This is a genomic window from Microcoleus sp. PH2017_08_TRC_O_A (genome assembly GCF_020738665.1).
Lineage (GTDB): Bacteria > Cyanobacteriota > Cyanobacteriia > Cyanobacteriales > Microcoleaceae > Microcoleus.
The window spans coordinates 1-18,905 of the sequence record NZ_JAEQCE010000016.1; the positions used below are offsets into that span (position 1 = coordinate 1).

15 protein-coding genes are annotated in these 18,905 nt (G+C 47.4%); 9 read left to right on the plus strand and 6 right to left on the minus strand.

The genetic code is table 11. The annotated features are described in order from the left end of the window. The first annotated feature begins 56 nt into the window (after positions 1-56). From JGK22_RS06750 to JGK22_RS06770, 5 genes are all read left to right on the plus strand, one after another. Entirely contained in the window at positions 57-1,232 is a 1,176-nt protein-coding gene (locus JGK22_RS06750; RefSeq protein WP_293225112.1) for a tetratricopeptide repeat protein, read from the plus strand. Between the two features lie 238 nt (positions 1,233-1,470). Continuing rightward, on the plus strand, positions 1,471-2,445 hold the full coding sequence (locus JGK22_RS06755) for a protein phosphatase 2C domain-containing protein (RefSeq protein WP_293312589.1): 975 nt from the start codon (positions 1,471-1,473) through the stop codon (positions 2,443-2,445). Positions 2,446-3,006: 561 nt separating this feature from the next. Then, the gene (locus JGK22_RS06760; RefSeq protein WP_293312591.1) at positions 3,007-4,287 is read left to right on the plus strand and encodes a VWA domain-containing protein; all 1,281 of its coding nucleotides are present in this window, start codon (positions 3,007-3,009) and stop codon (positions 4,285-4,287) included. A gap of 345 nt (positions 4,288-4,632) precedes the next feature. Continuing rightward, positions 4,633-5,334, plus strand: a complete 702-nt coding sequence (locus JGK22_RS06765) for an FHA domain-containing protein (RefSeq protein WP_293197019.1) — start codon at positions 4,633-4,635, stop codon at positions 5,332-5,334. 143 nt (positions 5,335-5,477) lie between these two features. After that, complete coding sequence (locus tag JGK22_RS06770; protein ID WP_293207138.1) at positions 5,478-6,968, plus strand: hypothetical protein; 1,491 nt, start codon at positions 5,478-5,480, stop codon at positions 6,966-6,968. A gap of 223 nt (positions 6,969-7,191) precedes the next feature. Here JGK22_RS06770 and JGK22_RS06775 read toward each other — a convergent pair whose 3' ends face one another. Next, a complete protein-coding gene (locus JGK22_RS06775) occupies positions 7,192-8,412 on the minus strand; it encodes a hypothetical protein (protein ID WP_293190091.1) in 1,221 nt (406 codons plus the stop codon). A gap of 489 nt (positions 8,413-8,901) precedes the next feature. On the opposite strand from JGK22_RS06775, the gene JGK22_RS06780 reads away from it, so the two are divergent. Next, on the plus strand, positions 8,902-9,723 hold the full coding sequence (locus tag JGK22_RS06780; protein ID WP_293212211.1) for a transglutaminase-like domain-containing protein: 822 nt from the start codon (positions 8,902-8,904) through the stop codon (positions 9,721-9,723). A gap of 318 nt (positions 9,724-10,041) precedes the next feature. Next, entirely contained in the window at positions 10,042-10,719 is a 678-nt protein-coding gene (locus JGK22_RS06785; RefSeq protein ID WP_293180089.1) for an alpha/beta hydrolase, read from the plus strand. Between the two features lie 162 nt (positions 10,720-10,881). On the opposite strand, the gene JGK22_RS06790 is transcribed toward JGK22_RS06785, so the two are convergent. Beyond that, a complete protein-coding gene (locus JGK22_RS06790) occupies positions 10,882-11,346 on the minus strand; it encodes an SRPBCC family protein (protein ID WP_293180086.1) in 465 nt (154 codons plus the stop codon). A 77-nt stretch (positions 11,347-11,423) separates the two neighbouring features. On the opposite strand from JGK22_RS06790, the gene JGK22_RS06795 reads away from it, so the two are divergent. Together JGK22_RS06795 and JGK22_RS06800 are read left to right on the plus strand one after the other, a co-directional pair. Beyond that, positions 11,424-13,103 (plus strand): mechanosensitive ion channel, encoded by a 1,680-nt coding sequence (locus JGK22_RS06795; protein WP_293180083.1) that lies wholly within the window; start codon positions 11,424-11,426, stop codon positions 13,101-13,103. 113 nt (positions 13,104-13,216) lie between these two features. Next, the gene (locus tag JGK22_RS06800; protein WP_293190095.1) at positions 13,217-14,020 is read left to right on the plus strand and encodes a Uma2 family endonuclease; all 804 of its coding nucleotides are present in this window, start codon (positions 13,217-13,219) and stop codon (positions 14,018-14,020) included. A gap of 153 nt (positions 14,021-14,173) precedes the next feature. On the opposite strand, the gene JGK22_RS06805 is transcribed toward JGK22_RS06800, so the two are convergent. The 4 genes from JGK22_RS06805 to JGK22_RS06820 are packed head-to-tail and all read right to left on the minus strand — an operon-like array spanning position 14,174 to position 18,833. After that, a complete protein-coding gene (locus JGK22_RS06805) occupies positions 14,174-16,783 on the minus strand; it encodes a polynucleotide kinase-phosphatase (RefSeq protein ID WP_293180077.1) in 2,610 nt (869 codons plus the stop codon). Positions 16,784-16,795: 12 nt separating this feature from the next. Beyond that, complete coding sequence (locus JGK22_RS06810) at positions 16,796-17,119, minus strand: type II toxin-antitoxin system PemK/MazF family toxin (protein WP_293180074.1); 324 nt, start codon at positions 17,117-17,119, stop codon at positions 16,796-16,798. Beyond that, entirely contained in the window at positions 17,113-17,373 is a 261-nt protein-coding gene (locus JGK22_RS06815) for an AbrB/MazE/SpoVT family DNA-binding domain-containing protein (RefSeq protein ID WP_293180071.1), read from the minus strand. Before JGK22_RS06815 ends, JGK22_RS06810 begins: the two co-directional genes overlap by 7 nt. 59 nt (positions 17,374-17,432) lie before the next feature. Continuing rightward, complete coding sequence (locus JGK22_RS06820; protein ID WP_293312593.1) at positions 17,433-18,833, minus strand: 3' terminal RNA ribose 2'-O-methyltransferase Hen1; 1,401 nt, start codon at positions 18,831-18,833, stop codon at positions 17,433-17,435. Positions 18,834-18,905: the final 72 nt, after the last annotated feature.

Below are 18,905 nucleotides of genomic sequence, written 5' to 3' on the forward strand. Positions count from 1 at the left end.
CAAATAGTCTCGTGCGATCGCCCGAGTTGCGGACAAAGCTACCCAAATAGTCAAGGATGGGTAGCTTTGTCCATAAATTAAGTTACAGTTTCAAACCCAGTCCGCAAGAAGAACCCCTATTTGCCCACCAAGAATCCCTCTATCGCTTCTTGCTCAAAGCCACGGCGTACAACGCTGACGATCGCTTCCAGTCGGCTGAGGAAATGGCCGATCGATTGTTGGGAGTGTTGCGGGAAGTGGTAGCACTGGAAACAAATACGCCGCATCCGGCTGCCAGTACCCTGTTCGGCTCGGATATGCTCGCGCTGACGGCATCTTCAGACTTGGAACCAATTGGCGCGGACTTCCGACAGTTGCCCGTACCGACGATCGATAGCAACGATCCAGCTTTTAACGCGGTATTGAATGCCCAAGCGATCGCCGATCCCATACAACGTCAGGTGAATTTGGAGCAGGTGGTGCAGCAGTATCCCAACTCTCGCGAAGCCTTACTCCGACTGGCTGACAGTTCGATCGAGATTCGTCGCTATCCAGCCGCTGAAACGGCACTAACGCAAGCCGAACAACTCGATGCTTGGGATTGGCGCGTGCGTTGGTATCGCGGTAGGTTGCTGCTGGCGCGGAATCAGGCAAAACCGGCACAGGAACAGTTCGATCGCGTTTACTCGGAACTGCCGGGGGAACTGGCTCCTCAACTGGCTTTGGCGCTGGCGGCGGAGTTGGCAGGCGATCGCAAGCAGGCAATTAAGCTCTACGATCGCGTGTGTCGGACTGACCCCAGTTACGTCAGCGCGACGTTTGGTTTGGCCAGGTGTTTGAGTGCTACAGGCGATCGTCAGGCGGCGGTGGAGGCGTTGCGACGAGTGCCGCCAACCTCGAATTTGTCGGTGCGATCGCGGGTGGAAACGGCGCGGATGCTGATCGATCGAAAACATACCGCACCAGGAGCCAAGGAGTTGAGCCTAGCAGCCACGACGCTCGAAGCCTTAACGCTCGAAGGCATGGAGCGGCATCGCTTGACGAAACAGCTTTTAGAAACGGCCCTAGGATCGATCGCTTCAAAAGCGATTCAGCCATCGGCGATCGTCCTTTTGGGGCATCAACTGCAAGAAGTTGAGCTCAGAAAAGGGTTAGAAAAAGCCTTGCGCGCCATGGCACATTTATCCACGGGAGCGGAAAAGATTCGTTTGGTTGATGAGGCGAATCGCGTGCGTCCGAGAACATGGTTGTAGGAGAGGAAAGCGAATGGAATTCACGCCTACGCGGACTCAGGAATTTTCAACCTGCACAGGCCGATTTTACTCCTGTAGCCGCGTTTTGAACCGCCATATTTTCTTGTTATATCAAATCCGGTAACATCAGAATTATTCATCTCTCTTGTCTCTCTCTGTGTTCTCTGCGCCCTCTGCGGTTAAATCATTCCGATCCAGCAGGAAGCGATATTACTCATGCTTTTTTAAGACCCAAACTATGCAATGTCCTAACTGTGAAGCTTTAGTTCAAACAGACGATCGCTTTTGCGAAGAATGCGGTACGCCACTGGTCAATTCACCCGTCAATGTTACTGAAACTTCTACAAAACTATGCAATAAATGCGGCGCGGCACCCGAGGCGATCGATGCCGATGGATACTGTTCGGTTTGCGGGTTCAAAAATGAATATCGGCAAGTCCGAGAAACCGATCGCATGGAAGTAAATCTTCAGCCTAATTTCGCGGGAGTGAGCGATCGGGGATTGAGACACGAACGCAATGAAGATTACTTCGCTTGTGCGGTAATAGAAAGCAGTAACACTTATATTGCGATCGCCTGCGATGGGGTGTCGAGTTCTCAGTTTCCCGAATTGGCATCAAAAGCAGCGGCAGAAGGTGCCAGAGATGCCATTGTCACTGCTCTAGAAAAACATCTTTCCCCAGAAACAGCTCTCCAACACGGAATCGCTGCCGCACTCAATGAAGTCTGTGTTATTCCTCATAGGAGTTTGAATCAAGATGCACCTTCGACGACGATTGTTGCGGCGGTAGTACAAAATTCGATCGCGACAATTGCTTGGTTGGGAGATAGTCGCGCCTACTGGATCGATCGGGAAAACTCCCAACTGCTGACGCGAGATGATTCTTGGTTGAACGAAATAGTTACATCGGGACAAATGAGCGCAGCCGAAGCTAGCAAGTCCGATAAAGCTCATGCCATTACGCGCTGGCTGGGTGTGGATGCCAAAGAGGATGCGGTTCCTTCGATCGTGCAGTTTCCGATTCCCGGTTCTGGATATTTGTTACTTTGTACGGATGGATTGTGGAATTATGCACCCGACGCCCCACAACTCGCCGATCTTGTCAAGGGCAATGCTTCAGAAGATGCGATCGGGATGGGGCGCCATCTCGTAGAATTTGCTCGCTCTTGTGGCGGTCGAGATAACATTACTGTCACTCTGTTAGTCGTTTGAGGATAATATTATAAGAAGGAAGAAGGAAGTTTGGCAATGAAGCTGTGTACGGAATGTAACGGATGTAAATAAGATATTGCAACGTTCTCCATTAACCTGTAGGGGCAGGTTCGCCAACCATATCTAATGAGTACCAACAATCTTAATAAACCTGCCCCCACCCAACGAGAGATTCACGATCGCGCTCTTTGATATAATTGGGGAATGTGCGATCGCAATTCTATCGCTGGCTGGCGAGAAACCGGGTTTCTGCGAATAAGGTCTGCTGAGTACGAAGCATATAAAAAGAAACCCGGTTTCTGAGATTGTGCGATTCCCTACGGGATAGCTGCGCTTCACGAATTTCTGTCGTTAGGTGAGGGCGAGTTTTTGTAAATTGTCGATGTTCATTATAGATAGTGGGCTCACGGGCCCTTACAGGATAATTGATAATACTGCAAGATCTCAGTTCTACTCAACCTACACTCTAATCTCTTTTCTCAATCTGTAAATTAGCATCATTTTTACTGAAAAAAGCATCGATCGCATTTACTCAAAATTCATTCAAAAAACTCAAAAACAATGTCTACCCAATTCCAAGCCGAAGTCTTCCAAAATCCCTACCTTCATCAAGGTTCCAGAGAAGTCAATGCCATTATGACCGTCACCGTCCGTGGGGACGAAAATATTGGCATCGCACCTCAAACAGGAGGCAAACTCTTCGGGATTATCTGCGATATTTCCGGTTCGATGCAGGGCGCAAAAATCCACGCCGCCAAAAATGCGATGATTAAACTCGTGCAGTTAATTCCGGCGGATACCTCCTTTTTTATCGTGGTAGGTTCCACTCGCGCCCAGGTAATTTTTCCCACTGCCCTAGCCACAGTAGAAAACAAATCCCAAGCCATTTCCCAAATTAAAGAAGTCCAAGCCAGTGGCGGTACATTAATGTCTCAATGGCTGGAAGCTTCACTAACGCAGTTCAAAGAGATGCCCAATGCCGTCAGACAAGCCCTATTGCTTACCGACGGGCAGAACGATGATTCCGACCAAAAACGCATGGAAAAGGTGCTGCAAGCGTGCGAAGGTGTATTTCAGTGCGATTGTCGGGGCGTGGGAACCGACTGGCGCGTCAAACAGCTTCAGTTCATTGCCAACAGGCTACTCGGAACCACCGATATCATCGCCAACGCGGTGCAAATAGAAGCGGATTTCCAAACCATTCTCGCCCAAGCAATGACTAAAACGGTGAGTGATGTCGCCTTGCGTTTGTGGACTCCCCAAGGGGCAAAGGTGCGATTCTGCAAGCAAGTTAGTCCCGAAATTGTCGATTTGACCGATCGCGCCCAATCTATTAAACCGCAAGTTTGCGACTATCCGACAGGGGCTTGGGGAACGGCAGAATCGCGCGATTACCACTTCTGCATTGAGGTGAATCCCGGTAATGTGGGAGATGAGATGCTGGCGGGAAGGGCGAGTTTAATTTACACCGCTGATGGGGTGGAAACAAAAATTACCGAGGCCCGGATTCTAGCGGTGTGGACGGATGACGAACAGAAATCTACGAAAATCGATCGGCGAGTGGCGCACTACACCGGACAAGCAGAACTCGCGCAAACCATTCAGGAAGGACTTGAAGCCCGCGATAAAGGTGATGTAGAAGTGGCGACGGCTAAGCTGGGAAGGGCTGTCAAACTCGCCCATGACTCCGGAAATGAGGCAACGGCGAAACTGCTGCGCCAGGTGGTGGAGGTGGAAGATGCACCCACGGGAACAGTTCGTTTGAAGCGGAATGTGGCGAAGGAAGATGAAATGGCATTGGAAACTCGATCGACTAAAACGGCACGAATTTCGAGAAATTAGCCATCCCAAATCTATAGCAGTTGACAGTTGACAGTTGACAGTTGACAGTTACATAGTACGAGCATCTAACCGTTTCTGCTCAAGGGTATTAGGATCTATTTATGACATTATTTATGTCCCGATACGGTTCAGTTAAGATTGTCCGAAGAGAGGAACGAAGCATAAGCCCTTCGGGCAGGCTTCGCCAACGCAGTGTCTATGTTTCATGAGTTTTCCCTGTGACAATCTCCGATCGCAATCGTATTGATTTATGTCCTAACCTATGTGGCGGTTGCTATACAATCCCAAATCTAGAATCCACAATCGGCAATCCAAAATCCAAAATCCAAAATCGTATAGATAATTATGTCAGTCTATCAGTGTCCAAAAGGTCACGAATCGATCGAATCCGATTATTGTTCGGAATGCGGCGCGAAGATTAATGGAGGTGCGGCTGTCGAAGCCAAAAGTCCGCCCGTTCGAGTTGCCACAGCTACCATTAACTGTCCCGATTGCGCGACTCCACACGAGGAAGATAGCGGCAACTTCTGCGAAATTTGTGGCTATAACTTCGTCACCGGTGCGAGTGGAGAAATTCCAATTCCCAAGGCATCAGGAATCGCATCTTCTGTTTTGGATGCGGGTACTATAGATGCGGGCGCAACCCATATTTCCCCGACATCTACCTCACCCACAACGACAGGAACTCCCGAACTTCTCATCACAGTCGATCGCACTTTGCGCTGTGAAGGTAGCCCGGAACCGCCCGCGTTTACCCCCATGACTTTCCCTATGGAAAAACCCAGTACCCTCATCGGACGCACTAGCGATGTCCGCGCCATTTATCCAGATCTCGCCCTCGATTTGGACGATGCCATTTCCCACCGCCACGCCGTCATTCACCGCCAACCAGATGGGGCATTAATCCTGCGCGATATCGGTTCCACCAACGGTACGTTTCTCAATGGGGTTGAACTTGTGCCGATGACAGATATTAGTCTGAAAGATGGGGATGAAATTACGTTGGGACATTGGACAAAGATGATTGTTAATATTACCCAGTCTTAACTAGCAGGCAAATCGGTAATTGATAAAAACTCCCCCACCAATGACAAATTATATCATGTCCGATAGATTACCACAATAACAAAAACAGTTCGTAGTGCGGACTTAAGTCCGCATCTTTTAACCAATTACCCATTACCAAATTTATGAGCCAAGTTACCACCAATTCTGCTTCAAGAAAAAAGCCCAGTTCGATCGCAAATTGGCAAACCAAATTCACCACCCCTCAGATTCTGCGATGGGGATTGTACCTGGTGTGGGGAGTCAGCCTTTTAGCCTTGGGGACTGCCAATGAAGCAGTGAAAATGCAGCGCGATGCGATCGAAACCATCGGCAAAAATACCGCACCCAGCGTCTTAACTGCCCAGCGAATTAAAGATAGCCTCGCCGATTTGGATGCCAATGCTGCTAACGAATTGCTCGTCAAACCGGGCGAGAATCCTCAAGCCGCTAAAGATTATCGGGGACGGCAAGAAAAACTGTCTAAACTCCTGGCATTAGCGGCGGAGAACATTACGGAGGGGGATGCAGAACGCCAACAGATTCGCACGCTGATCCTATCGTTGGGGGACTACATGACGCAAATCGAACGGGCGCGATTGGCGAACGAACGGGGGGATTCGCGATCGCTTTTGGAGGCGTATCGCAAAGCAGCAAACATTTTGGACTCAATTTTACTACCTGCTGCCGAACAATTGCAAAATGTTAACTTAGAGAGTCTGGATCGAGCTTATATCTCACAAAAAGCGCGATCGGCTAACCTCTTGTTCCTCGCAGTTATTGGCAACCTCTTGCCACTTGTCATGTTGGGACTATTACAACTGTTTCTCTACCACCGAATGCGCCGCAATCTCAATCCCTATTTGTTGGGAGCTACCCTATGTGCGATCGTCTTATTCTTTTATATCACCAATGCACTAAATGCGGCTTCCTATCATCTGAAAGTCGCTAAGGAGGATGCCTTTAACTCGCTTTTGCCGTTGCGACAGGCTCGCGCTCTTGCCTACAGTGCTAATGCCGATGAAAGCCGCTATTTGCTCGATCGAGAATTTGCGGCTCAACACGAACGCAAATTTGTTGAGAAAATGGCGAAAATTGCCGTCATCCCCGCCAATCTGCTGGATTTTGAGTCTGTCGCTAAGGAATTCAAGCCATCCAACGTCCAGGGTGTCGCGGGTTTTACTGGATTATTCGCCCAAGAATTTGCCAATATTACTTTTGGTGGAGAGCGAGACGCGGCGGTGGAAATGTTATCGGCATTTGGGGTTTATGTTAACATTGACAAACAAATTCGCTCGCTGGTAAATAGCGACAAAAGAGCTGAAGCGATCGCACTATGTACGGGAAATAAACAAGGGCAATCTAATTGGGCGTTCACTCAATTCCTTAAAAAACACAATGATGTAACAGACATTAATTTAACCGCGTTTACAGAGAATCTCGATCGGGGATTTAAAAGTGTAGGTTATGTGCCCGATAAATCTAAGCAATCAAGTGATGATATTTTGCAGTTGTCTCTGCTCGATCGATCGTTTAAAAATACCTACCAATTTGAGATGTGGAGTCTTGCGTTAATTAGTGCGATCGCTATTTTAACCTTTTTTGGACTCAATTTGCGTTTGAAGGAATATTCGTGATCTTCCAAAGAAGTCAATTGGGGCTTTTTCGTGGGGTGGGGGCTGGTTTATTTAACCTGTCTGCTACCTTTTAGGCTGTTGGCGAACCAGCCCCTACAGGATTATTGATAATGCTGCAAGATGTCAGTGGGGTGGGGGCTGGTTTATTTAACCTGTCTGCTACCTTTTAGGCTGTTGGCGAACCAGCCCCTACAGGATTATTGATAATGCTGCAAGATGTCATTTATATCGACTTAAAAGAACGATTCAATAACTTTTCATACTCACTGACAAGCTGGATTGCTTGCCCTAACGGAGTAGGTCGAGTATATAACAATTGCTTGGCTTGTTGGGCAATTTGACTCAATTGTTCGTTTTCTGCCATCCCTTTGGCTAATGCTTTAGCTTGCAGTGCTTGGAGTCGTCCTCGCAATTCTTGACGCATTTCTAGCGCAGTTTGATTGTCTGTATAGGCTTGTTGTTGAGCGGATAAATACTCTTGCGTTCTGACTCGCCAATTCTGTAAACCAATCTTAACTGGTTGAAATATGCCTTCTTTGAACTTAATTTCTAGTCGAGCGAGCCACTGATTTAAAGCTTCAATTTGTTCGTCCGCTAAAGGCTGCGATCGCGTTGCAGCTTCTGTTATTTTTTCCTGATACTCTGCAAAAATAGTTTGATGTTGCTGATTTAAATGAATTAAGTTTTGCAGAAGTTGATGCGCTTGAGATAATTCTTGTTTAACCGATGCTTTTTGCCGAGCTATTTCCTCTAAATACTGTCTCGATCGAATGATAATTGGTTCAATTTCTCGCTCGAACTCATCGCTGACACCTAACGGATCGCAGATAATGCGATCGCCAAAATCGAGCAAATTTTGCTGAGCAACTGCTAGTTCATTACTCCTCCGAATACCGAGAGAGTCAGCTAAAGTTTGGAGCGATCGCATTTCAGTTTGGGCTCGCGTCAGTTGTGCTGCTAAATGCGATCGTGCCGTCTCCACTGCGACAACCACATCTTTCGCGACTTGAAAAGCAGCAGTCATCACCTCCAGTAATTTCGCAGGTGCAATTGCATTTTGGGTTTGGGCTGCACTTAGTAAGTCTCGCTGTGCTAGAGGAATTTGTTGTTCGCCAAGTTGAATCGAATTTCCCGTTAAAAGATATTCAATTTCACGCAGTTGAGATTCTGCACTGGAAATCAAAAACTTAGGAACTTGCTTGCGGAGCATCACAGCCCGATCGATCGTTTTAACTAACAAATCAAAATTCTGAAAGAGGTCATTCATCGCACTGAGTGCGGGAACAACCTTTGCTTTTGTTTTGCCAGTTAACTCAACGTCAGACGGCATAGCAGTGAGTTGTTGATAGGTTGGCAATCCATGCAAATCAATCAGATTTTGACTGATGCGATCGAGATTCTGTTTCCACTGAGCTAGCAGGCGATCGATTTGTTCTACATTCACGGTTGCAATTTCGATTATCTATATTTGTGCAGTAGATTACCATTTTATCAATTTAAAATCTAAATTAAAGTATTGTCTCTATCTAGATGAGTCCGGGTGTATTCCCGAAGCTGAATTTCAGGGTAAAATAGGAGTCTCTGCCATCTTCGCTCGAACTCGCATTTGGGTGCATCTGGGTTTTGTAAAAAGCATTTTTTCTTTGAGTGCTGTCCCCGCTCACGTATTGTACAATATGCGAGCGGGGACAGCACTATAATAATAATAATGTAAAACTGAGATGCTCCAGATCGAACTCGCACTCTGCCATTCATAGGTTATTTACAGGATGTCTAAGCTGTTGCAGCATTTAAATTGTATATTTCGATGACGATGGAGAATTCTATCCCCCGATCCCCATCGGACTCTCTACCTCTCAATCAGGATATACAATTTAAATACGCCAGAGGCAATCTCGCACGATGTTTATTAAAAAATTAATCAATTATAAATATGGATTTGACGATCGCCCGACAACTCTTTTATCAAGAAATTAATCAGCCAGACGCTGCGATCGATCTGGCGAAAGCTGCGCTGTACATGGCTTTGGAAGAATACCCGAATTTTGAGCCTCTCGATTATCTCAACGCACTTGACACGATCGCCGATCGAGTGCGTTTGCGCCTCCCGCCACAGAATTATCCGCTGCGGATCATTCAAACTATTAACCGCTATTTGTATGACGATTTGGAATTCTCCGGCAATAATGCTGATTATTACGACCCCCGCAATAGCTTTTTGAATCAAGTGATCGATCGCCGCACTGGTATTCCCATCTCTTTATCTTTGGTTTATTTGGAGGTTGCTAAGCGGATTGATTTTCCGATGGTGGGGATTGGGATGCCGGGACATTTTTTGATTAGGCCGGATTTTGAGGATGCTGGGATTTTTGTGGATGCGTTTAATGGTGGCGAGATACTATTTCCTGAAGATTGTCAAGGGAGGCTTTCTCAAATTTACGGTCAACCTATGGAGTTGCAGCCGGCTTTTCTCGCGCCGGTAAGTCCGCGGCAGTTATTGGGGCGAATGCTGGGAAATCTGAAGGCGATTTACTTCCAACAGGGTGATGCTATGAGGTTTCTGGCGGCGATCGATCGGCTTTTGCTGCTGTTTCCTGATGCACTCTTGGAAAGGCGCGATCGCGGAATTCTCTATTATCAACTGGGGCGCTTGGCCGAGGCGCGGCACGATTTGGAACTATACATTACCAATGCTCCGAATGCTGAGGATGCTGCTAGAATTCGCCTATTGCTCGAAAGGCTCGACCAAAACTAAACTTAAATTTGCGATCGCTAGTCAAGGTTGCAGCTATTGGCTCGCACAACATCACAGGTGAAACCGACAATCTATATAGTTACAGGGCGATCGCCAAATCTCGCTTTTATAAGTTTTGCAAAGGTATATAAAATTGTCAAAAATCGGAGTATAACATATAAATTATGAATTAACACCTATCTTTTGATAGGTTCAATTGGCTTGACATGACTGTATAATACCTAGGTCATTTACGGAACTTCTGAATCCACTTTCCCGACTGATACCTGGGCATTCGATCGAACGAAAAAGTATTTTGACGTAAAGAGGCATAAACTCATGAACTTTAAGTTTCAACAAGGTTATCTTAACGGAATGCAACCGCAGTCAGCCCATTTAGCCAAAAGAATCTCAAAGTCTTTATCATTAGGTTTGGCGCTTTTGGTGGGAACAAGTACAGTATTGCTGAGCAGTAGCAAAGCCTTTGCATTAGACAAAGTTACCGTAAAATACGGTGCTGTTGACGTAACTTTACCAATGAGCGATTTGCAAAGCTTTGCACAAACCGGCAAACCATCATCTCAACTGCAAAGTGTTTTGAGTCTTGCGAAACAAACTCCCGAATCGGTGCGCGAAATATTAACGCGAGAAGTGGCTTTAGATCCCCAAATGGTTTCGCGGCTGGCAAATACTTATTTTGGGGAAATTGTTTTCAAGCAATTGGGTGAGGTTGCTTATACCCCGGCTACAAAGGCACAAAGCGCGCCGGCACTGCGCGATGCTTTGGTTGCAGCTTCCAAAGATGGCAAACTATCCCTGATGGAAGTGATGCAAAATTACACTCCTCCGGCTTTAGAAGTTGATGGCAATCAAGCTATGGCTATCTACCAGCGAGTGATTAAAGATATCCAAGATTTGCAAGCTATGTATCAGAATTCCCCGGGTTTGCAAAGTACGGCTGGTCAAGCAAGACAAATGATTTGTCAGCCCAACTCATCATCGGGGGCTGGGAAGTAAATCATTTTGCTCTGGATTGGGAATGGGGAATGGGGAATGGGGAATGGGGCATAGGGCATAGGGCATAGGGCATAGGGCATAGGGAATTGGTGCTTTCTTTTCCTATTATCTCTTACTTTTCAGCCATTACCGATGACCCATTACCCAATTACCAATTCCCCATTACACCTTGCCAATTTCTTGAGATAATTGCTCGGCTACCCGTTTGAGCCGGCGCAGTTGGCTTTTCATATCTTTTTGCGTCCAAGGGGCTGCAAAGCGATTGAATCCAAATCTAATTAAAGGATTGGGAATTTGAAATTCAAAGCGGTTAATCAAGAGAGTCCCTTGGATTTGGGGCTGGCATTCCCAGCGATCGCATCCTTTGAAATATCCGTCGAACCCCCATACAATTAAACCGGGTTGTCGCTCCAACACAACACTCTCTAAAGTGGGTTGCAAAACGGGAATTTTTATGATAAATAAACTGCGACTTCCTACAGCAGTATCCCATTCGCCCTCTGGATCGCAACGCAGCAGCGGATTGAGCCATTTGTGCATTAAAGTGCGATCGACTATACAGCGCTCCACCAACGTAGCAGCAGCGCGAATTTCAATGGATTGCTCGAAAACTTGACGAATTGACATGAGAACCTGCAAGCTAGAAGCGTATTCTTACAGTTTCTTATTTTCCTTGTCAAATCTGACCTTAACCTGAAAAAACAATGAATGAAACTTGGCAAGAAATAACTCAACCGATATCGGGCCCAATGGCGGTTGTGTCCGATCGAATCTTGGCACAGGCCCAGGTAGCCCCGAATCCGCTCTCAGAAGCGGAGCGGGGATTAAACAATCTATTTGCGGGCAAAGACATTGAAAATCTCGTCTGGGCGATCGGCATCCTGCTAATTGGCTTGATCGTATCAGCCCTCGTCTCATCTTTAGTCGGCGGATTGCTCAAGAAAACGACGATCGACAACCGACTGGCTGCTTGGATTACCGGGCGCCCGGAAGGAGAAGGATCGCCGCAAGTGGAAAAATGGATTTCCGGTGCGGTATTCTGGATCATTTTTATCTTTTTCCTAGTTGCCTTTTTCAACAGGCTGAATCTCACGGCTGTCTCGCAACCGCTGAATACTTTTCTCAACCAAATTGCTGGTGCTTTGCCGAAGTTGGCTAAAGCCCTAATTTTCTTGGGGATTGCTTGGGTGGTGGCGACAGTTGCCAAATTAGCCTTGTCGCGGGCGATGCGGACTTTTGGCGTAGACGAGCGCTTGAACCAGCAGGTGGGTACTGCACCCACCGAGACTCCTTTGCTGCTGAGCGATACTCTGGCAAATGCGCTGTACTGGTTCATTTTTCTGCTGTTTTTGCCGTTGGTTCTCGAATCGCTGGATTTACAGCAGGCTCTGCTGCCAGTGAATAATTTGCTGAACCAAATTTTGGCGGCAATTCCGAAGATTCTGGAAGCTGTGCTGATTGGGTTTGTGGGCTGGCTGCTGGCTCAAGTTGTGCAGCGGATTGTTACGAATCTGCTGGCTGCTGCTGGCGCGGACAGTTTGGGCGCTCGGTTTGGCATTTCCCGGAGTTCGGGCGGACAATCGCTGTCGTGGATTATCGGCACAATTGTCTATGTGTTGATTTTGATTCCTACGGCGATCGCAGCTTTGAATGCTTTGGACATCCAAGCGATTTCCTTGCCGGCGATCGCGATGCTCAATACGATTCTGGGCGCGCTTCCCAACATTTTTACAGCAGCGATAATTCTCGCGGTTGCTTACTTTTTGGGGCGCTGGATCGGCGATTTGGTGACGAATATCTTGACGGGAATTGGCTTTAACAATGTCTTTTCTTGGTTGGGAATGCAGCCGAAACAGCCGCTGCGACTACCGTCGTCGAGTTCGACGGATCCCGACGCAACCGTACTTCAGGAACCGGATGTTGCGGCACGCACGCCTTCGCAATTTGTCGGCATTGTGGTGCAGGTAGGCATCATGCTGTTTGCTGTGGTGGCGGCTACCGACGTGCTGAAGATTCCAGCGCTGACTGCGATTGTTAGCGGTATTGTGCTGGTTGCAGGTAGGGTGCTGTCTGGTTTGGTGGTATTTGCGATCGGCTTGTATTTGGCGAATCTGGCGTTTAGTTTGATTGCTAGCTCTGGAACTCGCCAAGCGCGGCTGTTGGGCCAAACGGCTCGAATCGCGGTGATTGCTTTTGTTGGAGCCTTGGCGCTGCAACAGATGGGCATTGGCAGCGATATTGTGAATTTGGCTTTCGGGCTGTTGCTCGGGGCGATCGCCGTTGGGATTGCTCTAGCTTTTGGTTTGGGCGGGCGCGAGATTGCGGCCGACGAACTTCGCGGATGGCTAGCGTCATTTAAACAAGATAAGACGCCACGTTCGTAAGTCTAATTGATCGGTAAAAAATGGCGTTTGTCCTTAACAAACGCCGTTTTTTTATGCTTAAATTTATCGAACCTGCTAAAATAAGATCAGCGAGAATTGAGGAGACTTAAACCGTGACAGTTTTAACTCAACAAATCGAAGAAGAAATAGAATATCCCAGCAGCGACGGAGAACCGATGGCGGAAAGTGACATCACGCGCGATTACATGACTTACGGCGTGGAAGCTCTGAAGCAGCACTTTCAAGGGCGATCGGATGTCTATGTGTCAGCAAATTCTTTCGTGTATTACGAAGAAGGAAACAAATCAGCAGTAGTTGCTCCCGACATTTATGTAGTATTTGGAGTCAGAAAACGCCAGAGAGATAACTATAAAATCTGGAAAGAAGCAGGGATAGCACCGCAGTTTGTCTTAGAAATAACCTCAGAAACAACTCAAGATGTAGACCAAGAAACCAAACCAGAAATATATCGAAGTTTGGGAGTCAGGGAATACTTCCAGTACGATCCGTCTGGGGATTATTTGAATCCGATATTGCAAGGAGTGCGTTTAGTAAACAACCAGTACGATCCGATTCCTGTCAATAATATCGCCTTCGATACGCTGTGGCTGTACAGCGAAGTATTGGGACTGGAATTGCACTTAGTTTCTGGAGAATTAAGGTTTAGAAATCCTCAAACAGGAGAGTTTCTGAAGACTTATCAGCAATCAGAACAAGAACGGCGGGCAGAACATTCTGCACGGCTGGCCGAACAACAAGCACGGCTGGCCGAACAACAAGCACGACTGGCGGCAGAATCAGCTTTGCGATCGCTCGTTTCTCAACTGTTAAAATCGGAAATGAATTTAGAGCAAGTTGCACAAATGATGAATTTATCGACATCGGAAGTTGAGCGATTAGTAGGGAGAAATGAATGAGCAATAAGGATCGCAAATTAAATAATTTACACTCTTAAAAGTGGGATGGGCGTCCCGCCCGTCTTTTCTGGACGGGCGGGACGCCCATCCCACAAGAACAATAAAGATTATAAGTTATTTCATTCTCATTCCTAAGCGCATCCAACCTTCAGATTACAGCCTCGGATCGACAGGTTCGCTCTCCATCGCTAAAACTCCGAAAACGCACTCATGAACTTGCCTCAACGGAGCACCAGCCACAAATCTCTCCAACGATTCTACACCGAGAGCAAACTCTCGCAAAGCTAAAGAACGCTTGCCAGAAAGCCCGCGCGATCGCAATTTTTCTAAATGCTCCGGCAAAGAATATTCCAGACCGTAAATAATTCGCAAATACTCTTTACCGCGACATTTGATCGCAGGCTGTACGAGTCCTTTGCTATTGTTCACAATAAATTCCATCGGTTTAACCACCATCCCTTCGCCCCCAGTCTCAGTCATTTTTTCCCACCATTGAATCCCTGCGAATTGACTGTCAAGATCGGCAATTCTAACTACTTTGTATTGAGTAGCTAACAGCAATTCTAGGTCAAAATTACAGATTTCTGCTATCTGTTCCATGTGCCAGCAGTGATTCTGATCGGTGTGAACATTTCCCTCGGTTGCCAAGATGTGGAAAGGCGCTAACTTGAGGTCGGAGATGGATTTCACGGGCCAGCAGTAGCGCTGGTAGGCATTGACATAGCGATCGGCTAAATCGGCTCGTTCCCGGTAGCTAGCCAACACAGAATCAACCTCAACTCCCCGCTGTTTCGCCTGTTCTAGCTGCTGAATCGCCTCTGCAAACCCGTGACGGGATGCGGTTCCCACGGCAGCATATTGTTCTTGCAATAAACCTTGAGCTTTGGCAGACCAAGGCATTAATTCGCAGTCCAAACACACCCAATCGGTTTTAAATTTATCCCAAAAATTGCTGGCAGAAAGAGCGCGATTTACCCGCGTTAAAAACTCGGTTTCTAAGGTAGAATTATCGAAGAAATGGCGACCTGTACGGGTGTAACAAATGCCAATGCTGTTGTTGAGAATCCCAAAGCGCCGTTTGGCCGCCGATTCATCGCGGCAAACAATGACAACTGCACGGGAACCCATGTGCTTTTCTTCGCAGACAACTGTTGATACGCCCTGCTGTTGGTAGTAGTTAAAGGCTTCGGCTGGATGTTCTAAAAGTCCGGGTTCTTGGGAGGTAGCAGCGGGAGACATGGTGGGCGGTAAGTAAATCAGCCATTTGGGATTGGCGGCAAATCTGCTCATTACTTCTAGGGCTGCGATCGCATTTTCTGCGCGAATTGTTATGTTACGTTGCAGCCTGGTTGAAATCATGCGTTTTCCGAGCACGTCGGCAATATCCAGCACGTCATCAAACTGCTGTTGGGCGGTGAGATTTGTGGCGGGAAAACTGTTATCTGGAGTTGCAATGGATGGAAATGCGATCGGTTTGGCTGGTTCGCAGTAAATCATCGCAGCAGGAACGCTGACAAATTCTCTTTCAGGATACCGCAAAGCTGTTAGCTTGCCGCCGAAAACGCAGCCTGTGTCAATATCAACAGTATTGTTCAACCATTCTGTTTCGGGAATCGGGGTATGTCCGTAAACAACAGCAGCTTGACCTCGATATTCTGCGGCCCAATTGTAGCGGACTGGTAAGCCGAATTCATCGATTTCGCCTGTGGTTTCTCCGTACAATGCGAAATCTCGAACGCGGGCCGATGCGCGTCCCTGAAGTTCTGCTTTCATTCCGGCGTGGGCGACGACTAATTTGCCACCGTCGAGGACGTAATGCCCGATTAAACTATCTAGAAATTGGCTAATTTCGCTAACTGCTGATTCGCGCAATTCATCCGGTAAATCTGCAATTTCTGCTAAGGTTTGTTCGAGTCCGTGGTTGATTTTGACATTTTTGCCGCTGAGTTTTCGCAATAATTTGATGTCGTGATTTCCGGGGACGCACAAAGCGGTTGATGCTGCTACCATGTTGCGGACGAGTTTGAGAGTGTCGAGAATGCGGGGGCCTCGATCGACCAAATCTCCCAAAAACACGGCTTTACGACCTTCTGGATGGGCGTAGGTGGGATAATCCCAAAAGCCAGATGCGCTGGATGGTTCGACAATTTGATAGCCCAACTGTTGCAGCAATTGTGACAATTCGCCGCAGCATCCGTGAACGTCACCGATGATGTCAAAGGGGCCTGTGTCCTGTTTGCGGTTGTTCCACAGCGGTTGTCTCTCGATTTGGGCTGCTGCGATGTCTTCTGGGGAACGGAGGATGTGAACGTAGCGGAAGCCTTCGCGATCGAGATTTCGGAGCGATCGTCTTAAATTTTGAACGTGGCGGCGAATGACATGACTGCCAAAATTGCGGTTTGGACGCTGTTGATTGCGATCGGCACACAATTTTTCGGGTAAATCCAGCACAATTGCTACTAAAAAGCAATGATATTTTCGGGCTAATTCTAACAGCGGTTTGCGACTTTCTGGCTGCACATTCGTAGCATCAATCACAGTTAATTTACCCGCAGCCAGACGTTTAGCAGCGATTAAATGCAGCACTTCAAAAGCATCAGCGGTAGCCGCTTGATTGTTTTCGTCGTCGGAAACCAGGCCGCGGCAGTAATCGGATGAAATGATTTCTGTCGGTTGGAAATGCTGGCGCGCAAAGGTGGATTTGCCGGAACCGGATGCACCGATGAGCAGGACTAAAGATAGTTCGGGAATGGTAATTTTCATAGTTTAATAATATTATTCAGCAAACATCTGCGCCAGAATATCTAAAACAGCTTTTTGTTCGTCAGCGCTGATTTTACCGAGATATTGAACTAATCGATTTTTGTCAACAGTCCGAATTTGATCCAGGATAATTTGTCCATCTTTGCCTTGAAAATTACAAGCTATCCGGCTGGGATATGCTTGCCCCTTCGTTGTCATTGGAGCAATGATGACAGTGGAAATGCGCTTGTTCATATCATCGGGTGAAATCACTAAACAAGGTCTTGTTTTCTTAATTTCACTGCCAACAGTGGGGTCGAGATTAACTAAAAAAACATCAAAACGTTTGACTACCATTGCCACTCATTCTCCTCCCACTCAGTAGTTATGACATCATCAAGCAGGACATCATCATGTTGTTCGGCCATTTTTGCGAACGCTTCTTCCCAACCAGCACGCGGTTTTATAGCTGCACGAATGACGATTCGATCGCCCTGAACTTCGATTTCTACTGCTTCACTAATACCAATTTGCTCTAATAAAGATTTAGGAATGCGAATTCCTTGAGACCGATCGACTTTAATTATCTGGGTTTGGATAGATTTGCTCATAGCTGAAGCCTGCCTTTTTCCAAGTTTAACTACATTGTAAGCACAAAAAACTGTAGCAGTTATTCTATCAAAGCAAATATTGCCATTTGTGTAGGCGAACCAAGTGCTAAATCCTCCGATCCAACGGATCGAAACTCCACCCTAAAACCAAACCGTTCAGCCACCCCATTCGCCCAAGTCTGAAACTCTGCGCGCGTCCACTCAAAGCGGTGATCGCGGTGGCGAAATTTACCCGCCGGCAAGTTTTCAAACCGAACATTGTACTCAACGTTGGGAGTTGTGACGATCGCAAATTTCGGCCGCACAAACTCAAACAAAACCCGTTCAAAAGCAGCCAACCGTTCTAAATCGAGATGTTCGATTACCTCAATCACCGCTGCTGCGTCAAAATTCGTCAAGCGGCTGTCCCGATAAATCAGGGAACTTTGGATCAATTGTAAGCGAGATTGCTGTGCCGGAGAAAAGCGATCGACCTGCAATCGTTCCTTGGCGATTTCCAACGCCCGAAAAGACACATCGACTCCGGTAATTTGGGCGATCGCACTTTCGGCTAAAAGCAATCGCAGCAGTTTTCCCTCACCGCAGCCCAAATCTACCACTCGCTGAGCACCGCGGGCTTTTAAAACAGTCATCACAGCTTCTAAACGCTGTTCGTTGAGGCTAATTCGCTGTTCTAAAACTTCCTCTTCTTGCTGGTGAGAAACTTCGAGTTTCTCCGGATCGAGATTATCTTCTTCTGCTAATTGTGCCACAGCAAGGCGAGTCAAACGGCGCTGGCGTTTCAAATAGCGATCGGCAATTTGTTCCCGGGCGGGATGCGAGTTCAACCAACCTTCGCCGTGACGCAATAACTTCTCGATTTCATCATCGCCCACCCAATAATGTTTATCGTCATCTAAGACAGGAATTAGTACATAAAGATGGCTCAACAAATCCGCTAACCGCAGTGTATTTTGCAGTTCCACAGCAAAGTAAGGACTCGCGCCCCACTCGGGAAATTGTTCGTCAAGAATCAGCGGTTTTGCTGCGACTTGATAGCCCAGCGGCTCAAACATTTGGCGCAGGAACTTCTCGCCCCCGCGACAGGGCAAAACCGACAGCTTAACTGTCAGCGGAATGGCAGTTTCTGCGAGTTCTGGACGGTCTTTGCAGCGCCCGGATAGGGCGGTACGGAAGACCTGGGCGAGGGCGACACTGAGAAAGGATGAGGCTACGTAGGGGCGATCGTTGACGTATTGTTCTAAAGGGCGATCGCCCGATTTGGTCTTACCGCGCACCAAACCAACCGGATCGACATCTAACAGCAAAGCTGCCGTGCACTTGTCTGCATTTGCTTCAGGATAAAACACGCTGGCTTGTCCGAAAGTCATCGGGAAGCATTGAAGGCGATCGGGATGTTTGTGCAGCAAATAGCCTAAATCCGTAGCAGGGACGCGAGTTGTGGAGATAGTTAATAACATAATATTGGGAATTGGGCATCGGGCATCGGGCATCGGGCATCGGGCATTGGGAATTGGTGTTTGTTATTTCAT

Excerpts from the sequence above, each read along its gene's own strand:
- JGK22_RS06750 (WP_293225112.1), top strand. The coding sequence starts at position 57 with ATGGGTAGCTTTGTCCATAAATTAAGTTACAGTTTCAAACCCAGTCCG.
- JGK22_RS06755 (WP_293312589.1), top strand. The coding sequence starts at position 1,471 with ATGCAATGTCCTAACTGTGAAGCTTTAGTTCAAACAGACGATCGCTTT.
- JGK22_RS06760 (WP_293312591.1), top strand. The coding sequence starts at position 3,007 with ATGTCTACCCAATTCCAAGCCGAAGTCTTCCAAAATCCCTACCTTCAT.
- JGK22_RS06765 (WP_293197019.1), top strand. The coding sequence starts at position 4,633 with ATGTCAGTCTATCAGTGTCCAAAAGGTCACGAATCGATCGAATCCGAT.
- JGK22_RS06770 (WP_293207138.1), top strand. The coding sequence starts at position 5,478 with ATGAGCCAAGTTACCACCAATTCTGCTTCAAGAAAAAAGCCCAGTTCG.
- JGK22_RS06780 (WP_293212211.1), top strand. The coding sequence starts at position 8,902 with ATGGATTTGACGATCGCCCGACAACTCTTTTATCAAGAAATTAATCAG.
- JGK22_RS06785 (WP_293180089.1), top strand. The coding sequence starts at position 10,042 with ATGAACTTTAAGTTTCAACAAGGTTATCTTAACGGAATGCAACCGCAG.
- JGK22_RS06790 (WP_293180086.1), bottom strand. The coding sequence starts at position 11,346 with ATGTCAATTCGTCAAGTTTTCGAGCAATCCATTGAAATTCGCGCTGCT.
- JGK22_RS06795 (WP_293180083.1), top strand. The coding sequence starts at position 11,424 with ATGAATGAAACTTGGCAAGAAATAACTCAACCGATATCGGGCCCAATG.
- JGK22_RS06805 (WP_293180077.1), bottom strand. The coding sequence starts at position 16,783 with ATGAAAATTACCATTCCCGAACTATCTTTAGTCCTGCTCATCGGTGCA.
- JGK22_RS06810 (WP_293180074.1), bottom strand. The coding sequence starts at position 17,119 with ATGGTAGTCAAACGTTTTGATGTTTTTTTAGTTAATCTCGACCCCACT.
- JGK22_RS06815 (WP_293180071.1), bottom strand. The coding sequence starts at position 17,373 with ATGAGCAAATCTATCCAAACCCAGATAATTAAAGTCGATCGGTCTCAA.
- JGK22_RS06820 (WP_293312593.1), bottom strand. The coding sequence starts at position 18,833 with ATGTTATTAACTATCTCCACAACTCGCGTCCCTGCTACGGATTTAGGC.